The 5,492-nt window shown below is 55.9% G+C and carries 7 protein-coding genes; 3 read left to right on the top strand and 4 right to left on the bottom strand.

Going from position 1 to position 5,492, the window contains the following annotated elements:
- From TA5113_RS09690 to fliF, 4 genes are all read right to left on the bottom strand, one after another.
- The coding region (locus TA5113_RS09690; protein ID WP_258953923.1) for a flagellar type III secretion system pore protein FliP at nt 1–569 on the bottom strand (569 nt) is incomplete at its 3' end.
- Nucleotides 570–651: 82 nt separating this feature from the next.
- Nucleotides 652–1,032 (bottom strand): flagellar motor switch protein FliN, encoded by a 381-nt coding sequence (fliN, locus tag TA5113_RS09685; protein WP_082625863.1) that lies wholly within the window; start codon nt 1,030–1,032, stop codon nt 652–654.
- Between the two features lie 3 nt (nt 1,033–1,035).
- Complete coding sequence (locus TA5113_RS09680; RefSeq protein ID WP_058314881.1) at nt 1,036–1,707, bottom strand: FliH/SctL family protein; 672 nt, start codon at nt 1,705–1,707, stop codon at nt 1,036–1,038.
- On the bottom strand, nt 1,704–3,482 hold the full coding sequence (gene fliF, locus TA5113_RS09675; RefSeq protein WP_058314882.1) for a flagellar basal-body MS-ring/collar protein FliF: 1,779 nt from the start codon (nt 3,480–3,482) through the stop codon (nt 1,704–1,706). Before fliF ends, TA5113_RS09680 begins: the two co-directional genes overlap by 4 nt.
- Nucleotides 3,483–3,642: 160 nt before the next feature.
- Between fliF and TA5113_RS09670 the strand changes: the two genes are divergently transcribed.
- The 3 genes from TA5113_RS09670 to TA5113_RS16970 form a co-directional block, all read left to right on the top strand.
- Entirely contained in the window at nt 3,643–4,284 is a 642-nt protein-coding gene (locus TA5113_RS09670) for a flagellar basal body-associated FliL family protein (RefSeq protein WP_058314883.1), read from the top strand.
- A gap of 8 nt (nt 4,285–4,292) precedes the next feature.
- The gene (locus TA5113_RS09665) at nt 4,293–5,246 is read left to right on the top strand and encodes a flagellar motor switch protein FliM (RefSeq protein ID WP_058314884.1); all 954 of its coding nucleotides are present in this window, start codon (nt 4,293–4,295) and stop codon (nt 5,244–5,246) included.
- Nucleotides 5,227–5,492 (top strand): hypothetical protein (locus TA5113_RS16970; protein WP_058316702.1); only part of this gene is annotated, 266 nt, incomplete at its 3' end. The genes TA5113_RS09665 and TA5113_RS16970, both read left to right, overlap by 20 nt.

Below are 5,492 nucleotides of genomic sequence, written 5' to 3'. Positions count from 1 at the left end.
GGCAGATAAAGCAGGAAGCCAATGGTAAAGGCCCGCCTTAGTTCTGAGATCATGAAGCTGGGCACTAGGACGCGCCAGGAGACATCTTCGGGGCCGGTGATGGCGGCATCTGGGGCGGGTTCCCCTGCGATGTCGCGGAACAGGGCCATGTCTTTTTCGCGGGTGTTGGCGAACATGAAGGAACGGAACGGATCGGCGATTGCTGTGACCGCCTGCTCTTCGGTGATTGAGTTCTGAATGAGCGGGCGCAGGCCTGATTCATAGGCGTCGTTAAAGACGGGTTCCATGACGAAATAAGTCATGAACAACGCCATGGCGTTCAGCACCATGTTTGGCGGGGTTTGGTTTAAACCCAGCGCCGAGCGCAACATCGAGAAAACGATGACAAAGCGGGTGAAGCTTGTCATGACCACCAACAAACCTGGGGCCACGGACAGAACCGTGATCAGCGCGAAGAGTTGGATGATGCGGCCTGAGAGGCTCGCACCTGCGTCGCTGCCCGGCTCGGTATCGCCAAAGGCTGAGGACAGATCCCGTAACAGGCTGCCCACGTCTGCGTCCTGTGCCATAGCTGGTGTGGCCATGGTCAGCAAAATAGAGCCTACTAAGGCCCAAAATAGTGGGATGAACGCGGCGCGGCGCATGGTTTGATCAGCTGCCCGGAATGAAGTCTTTGACGATCTCTCGCAGGGCGACACCAATGAAATCGCCGTTCACCTTCACCAAATCCCCACGGGCCACCATGCGGTCATTGATCATGATGTCGATCGGATCACCGACTTTACGATCCAGTTCGATGACCGAGCCGCGGGTCAGTTCCAGCAGGTCGGAAATCGACATACGGCTGCGCCCAAGCACGACGCGCACGTCGAGTTTGACGTTGTAGAGCGCGTCGATATTACGGCCATCGCCGGCGAGGGCGGATTGAAGTGTTTCCGCATCAACGCCTTCGCCATCTTCCAAGGCGATGGAGGCTGCCGCATCTGGCTGTTCCTGAGGCTCTTGTTCTGGGGTCGGTGTGTCTTCTGACATGGCTTAGACCTTCTGGGTTTGGAGTTTCATTTGCTCGGACGCGTGGCGCAGGGCGAGAAGGATTTCGTCGCAGACCCGGTCGAGGCTGTATTGCATGAAGCCGTTTTCCCAAGCCATGCGGGCTTCGCCATTTTTAAGGCTGGGATCGGCGGTGACTTTCGGTGCGGTTTGGTCAGGAGGGGTGATCTGAGCGATCACTTCCGCCAAAATCGTCTCTGTTTCTGGTGAAATCCGTATGTCCAGTTCAGCGCGGCGCGCACCCTTACCAATTGCGTCCGCGAGGCGGGCTTGCACCTGATCAACTGAATGCGCTTTGAGTAAGTCCGGCACTGTGCGTTCGCAGATCTCAAGCACCATATCGATCAGGTCGCGCTCCAACTCCGCGCGCCGTTGGGTGTCTTGAGAGACAAAGACCGCAAGCTGATCGCGCAGTTCATTTATGGCGGCGTTTGCCTGCGCTTGCAGGTCTGCTTGTGCCTCGCGACGACCTTCATTCAAACCGTCGGAATGGCCTTGTTCAAATCCTTGCTGACGCGCGTCAGCGAGCATCTTGCTAAGTTCGTCTTCAGTAAAGGAATAGACCGGAACCTCTGGCTCTTGGGTCGCTGGATCGGTCGCGCCGTCGCCAAAGCGTTCGTGTTCCGCATCAAAGTCACGCAGGCTGAGGGCCATCATGCTTCAGCCTCCTGATGCAGCCAGCCCCGCAGGACGCGAAGCACGTCTTCGGGCTTTTCTTCTGCCATGTTTTGGATGGCTTCGACCCGCGCTTTAATCAGGTTGCCGCGTACGCCAAGCGTTTCGATATATTCATGGGGGCCGCCATCATCATCTAGATCAAAGATGCTGGTCATGCCTGGCGCATCTGGGTCGATTTGTAAGGACCCAGGGAGTGGCCGTTCAGGCGCTGCGGAGTTTGCTTGATCCGGCGTCACTTGTGGAGCGGGGCTGTCCGGCGTCGCGGGTGTGTCGACTGGTGGTAGGACCTCTGCACCATCCGGGGTTTGGAGGGGCAGCGGCTCGCCGTCGGGTCCGGTCAGAGCGGCGGCTTGGTCTGAAGGCGCCAAGGCCGGCTGTGGTTTCTCAAGCAGCGTTTTCAAGGCAGGGCGGACGCCAAGGATCATGACCAATGCCACAACCACCAAACCAAGCAATCCGCGTAGGATAGAGACAATATTTTGCGTGATTTGATCGGTGATTGACATCGAGATCGGATCGCCCACTTCCATGGAGTAATCCATAAAGCGCAAGCTATCGACGGAAACATCATCGCCCCGCGCGGCATCAAACCCGACAGCCGTTTTTACAAGCTCAGTGAGGCGTTCGATTTCTGCGGTGTCACGCTCTTGATAGACGACATCGCTGTCTTCCACATTGTAGATGCCATTTACCAGCACCGCGACCGAGATACGTTTCACTTCGCCCGCTTCGCGGATGACTTCGCGGCGGGTGTTGCCGATTTCATATTCAACGGTTTCGCCATTCCGTGTTTGGCTTGAACGGCCTGGTCCACCTGCGGTATCTTGAAGTGCTGCAGGGATGTTGTTTTCAACGCCAACACCGCCACCGCCTTCGGTGCCAGAGCGTTCTTCATTGTCACTCTTGGTTGAGCGAACAACTTGTTGATCAGGGTTAAAGCTCTGTTCAACCACCACTTCGCGGCTGTTCGTCAGCTCTACATTCACCCGCACTCTCGCGTTGCCCGCACCAACGCGGGCGGTCAGCATATTGCGGACTTCTTGGGCGAGACGTTCTTCGATCGCGGATTGTGAGCTGGCAAGGCTGGAGCCGCCATCCCCTTCCGCTGATTCCGCAAGGATCACTTCGCCGCTTGCGGACAGAACGGTTACGCGACCCAGATCCAGCTCTGCGACAGATGAGGCAACCAAATTGCGAATGGCCGAGGCTTGTTTGCGGTTTATTGTGCGCCCCGGAACAGGGCGCACAATGACCGAGGCCCGCGGGTTCGGGCGTTCCCGTGAGAAGGCCTCCCGTTCCGGCAGGACAAGGTGAACACGGGCGCTTTGTACGCCTTCCAGCGTTTGAATGGACCGAGCGATTTCACCTTCCATGGCGCGCAGCCGGTTTACGCGCTGCATGAAGGTGTTCATGGCGAGGCCGGATTGTTCATCAAACAGTTCCCAGCCCGGATCGCCCTCAATCGGAATGCCGGTTTCTGCCAGCACCATCCGCGCGCGCGCCAAATGGTTTGCGGGCACCATGACCGACTGGCCATCTTCCGACATGCGCGCATCAAAGCCCGCATTGGCGAGGGTCGCCTCGACAGAGGTCGCTGTGGCCGGGGAGAGGTTCTTATAAAGCGTCGCGTAGTTTGGTGTGGTGACTGCAGAGAGCCCCATCATCAATGCAAACATCATCCCAACCGCCACGGCGCCTAGGATCATGAGCCGCCTTTGGCCCAGTTGCATCAGGTTATTGATCAAATTCTGCACGTCGCCTCCCGTGTGCCTTCTTAGGGCAATCTTTTGGGTGTTCTTCTTGAGGTTAAAAATATACTAATCTATATTTGGAGTCCAAGTAAATATCCATGTCTATACTTGCTTTTATAAAGAATAGATTGGAATATAGTTCTTGAGAGCATAAGAGTGGTTTATGGCCAAAGACGCAGAAAACACAGGCGAAAACCCGGAAGCCGATGGGGGAGACGTCAAGCCTAAATCTAGCAAAAAGCTTTTGCTGGTGGCGGTGGTTTTGTCGATTCTGTCCATGGGTGGGGGCTTCTTCTTGGCTCAGATGGCGTTCAATCAAGACGCTAAGAAATACGAACCAGACTACGTCGAAGAGGAAGAAGCGGCACCTGCAGAGGGTGACGAGAAGATGGCCGGCAAAGACGGCAAAAAGGGTGAAGAAGACCCTTATGCCGAAGGCGATGAGAAAGGCAAAGAAGAGGGCGAGGAAGAGATCGTCGCTGTGGATGAGGGGATGCTGGAGTTTGGCGAGATTCTTACCAACATCACCAGCGTGACAGCGCATGGTGCCCCCCGGAATGCATTCCTAAAGATCAATGTTGTGTTGGTCTATCGCCCAGACGATGGCGCCAAGGCGCTGATGGAGGCGCGTCAGCCCTTTATGCGCGATCTGTTCAATGGGTACGCACGAAGTTTGACCGAAGCAGATGTGCGCGGCATGGCGGGGATTTTGAATGTGAAATCCGAGCTATTGAAACGGGCACGCGCCGCAGCCGGCAATGACTTGCCACGAGAAATTCTGATCAGTGATCTGATCGTTCAGTAGGGGCGACTATGAGCCAAACGATGACAGCGGAAGAAATCGAGGCCCAAAGCGGCAAGGTGATCGACGAGATCATCCGCATGTCCGATTTCTCCTTTGAGCGGCTGCCGATGCTCGACATTATTGGCGAACGATTGGCTGATTCCATCAGTTTGGTCATCCCTGAATTGACCGGTGTTTTGTGTGAAGCTTCGCTGAACTCTCTGGACTACCTTCCGATGGCGCAGGCGAGTGAAGCGCTGAACATGCCCTCGCTGCTGGGCGTTGTGGCTGCGCAAAACCTCGATGGCGAGGTGCTGATTGCAATGGACGCAACCTTTGCCCTTACCGCGATGGAGTTGATGCTGGGTGGCACGCCGAAAGGTGAAATGGAGCGCCAATCTGATACGTTCACTGGGATCGAGAAGGGGTTTGGTGCCCGGTTGGCAGATTCCATTGCGCAAGAGTTGCGCCGGTGTTTGACCATGGTGGGAGATGTGGATCTCGAGTTAGATCGGGTCGAAACCGACCCAGATTCAGCGGCTGTGACCCAACCCGCAAACTTATGCGTGCGCATGCGGATTGCTGTTGGCCTTGCTGGGCGCACCGGTACTATCGACGTGGTTATTCCCTACGACGCGCTGGAACCGATCCGCCCAAAACTGGGCAAGATTCACTTTGGGGAACCCAATGAAGACGGCAACCCATGGAAAGACCAGCTGAGCGGTCAGATCGAACGCTCAACTGTGGAGCTTGAAGCGGTCCTTACCGATGTGGCCGTGCCAATCCAGCAAGTCATGGATTGGAAGCCTGGTGCCACCATCAATCTTTGGATCGAAGAAGACCACGCCGCCACGGTGATTTGTGCGGAAACCGAAATGTTCAAAGCCGTGATGGGCAAACGTAACAATGGCAATACGGCGATCCGTATTACCGAACAGATTGAAGCTGAAGAGGAGACGGAAAATGGCCGCGACCCTTACTGATTTATTCATCATCCTGCTGTTGCTGGGGGCGATTGGCTATGGCTGGTATGTCTCTCGCAAGGTTCAGGTTCTGATGGGTGCTCTGAAGGAAATGGAGCCGCTGGTGAAGGAATTCTCTAGCGCCGTGGATAAGACCGAAGATTCGGTCAATCAGTTGAAGCTGAACCTCGAAGAACCCAGCCAGCCAGCGGTTGAAGTCGATGAAGAAGACGAGCCGATGTTCTCGACCCGTCGTCAGCCCGCGCA

Source organism: Cognatishimia activa (genome assembly GCF_001458335.1).
GTDB lineage: Bacteria > Pseudomonadota > Alphaproteobacteria > Rhodobacterales > Rhodobacteraceae > Cognatishimia > Cognatishimia activa.
Note: the sequence above shows the minus strand (reverse complement) of the source record. Positions and strands in the feature narration are given on the sequence as shown.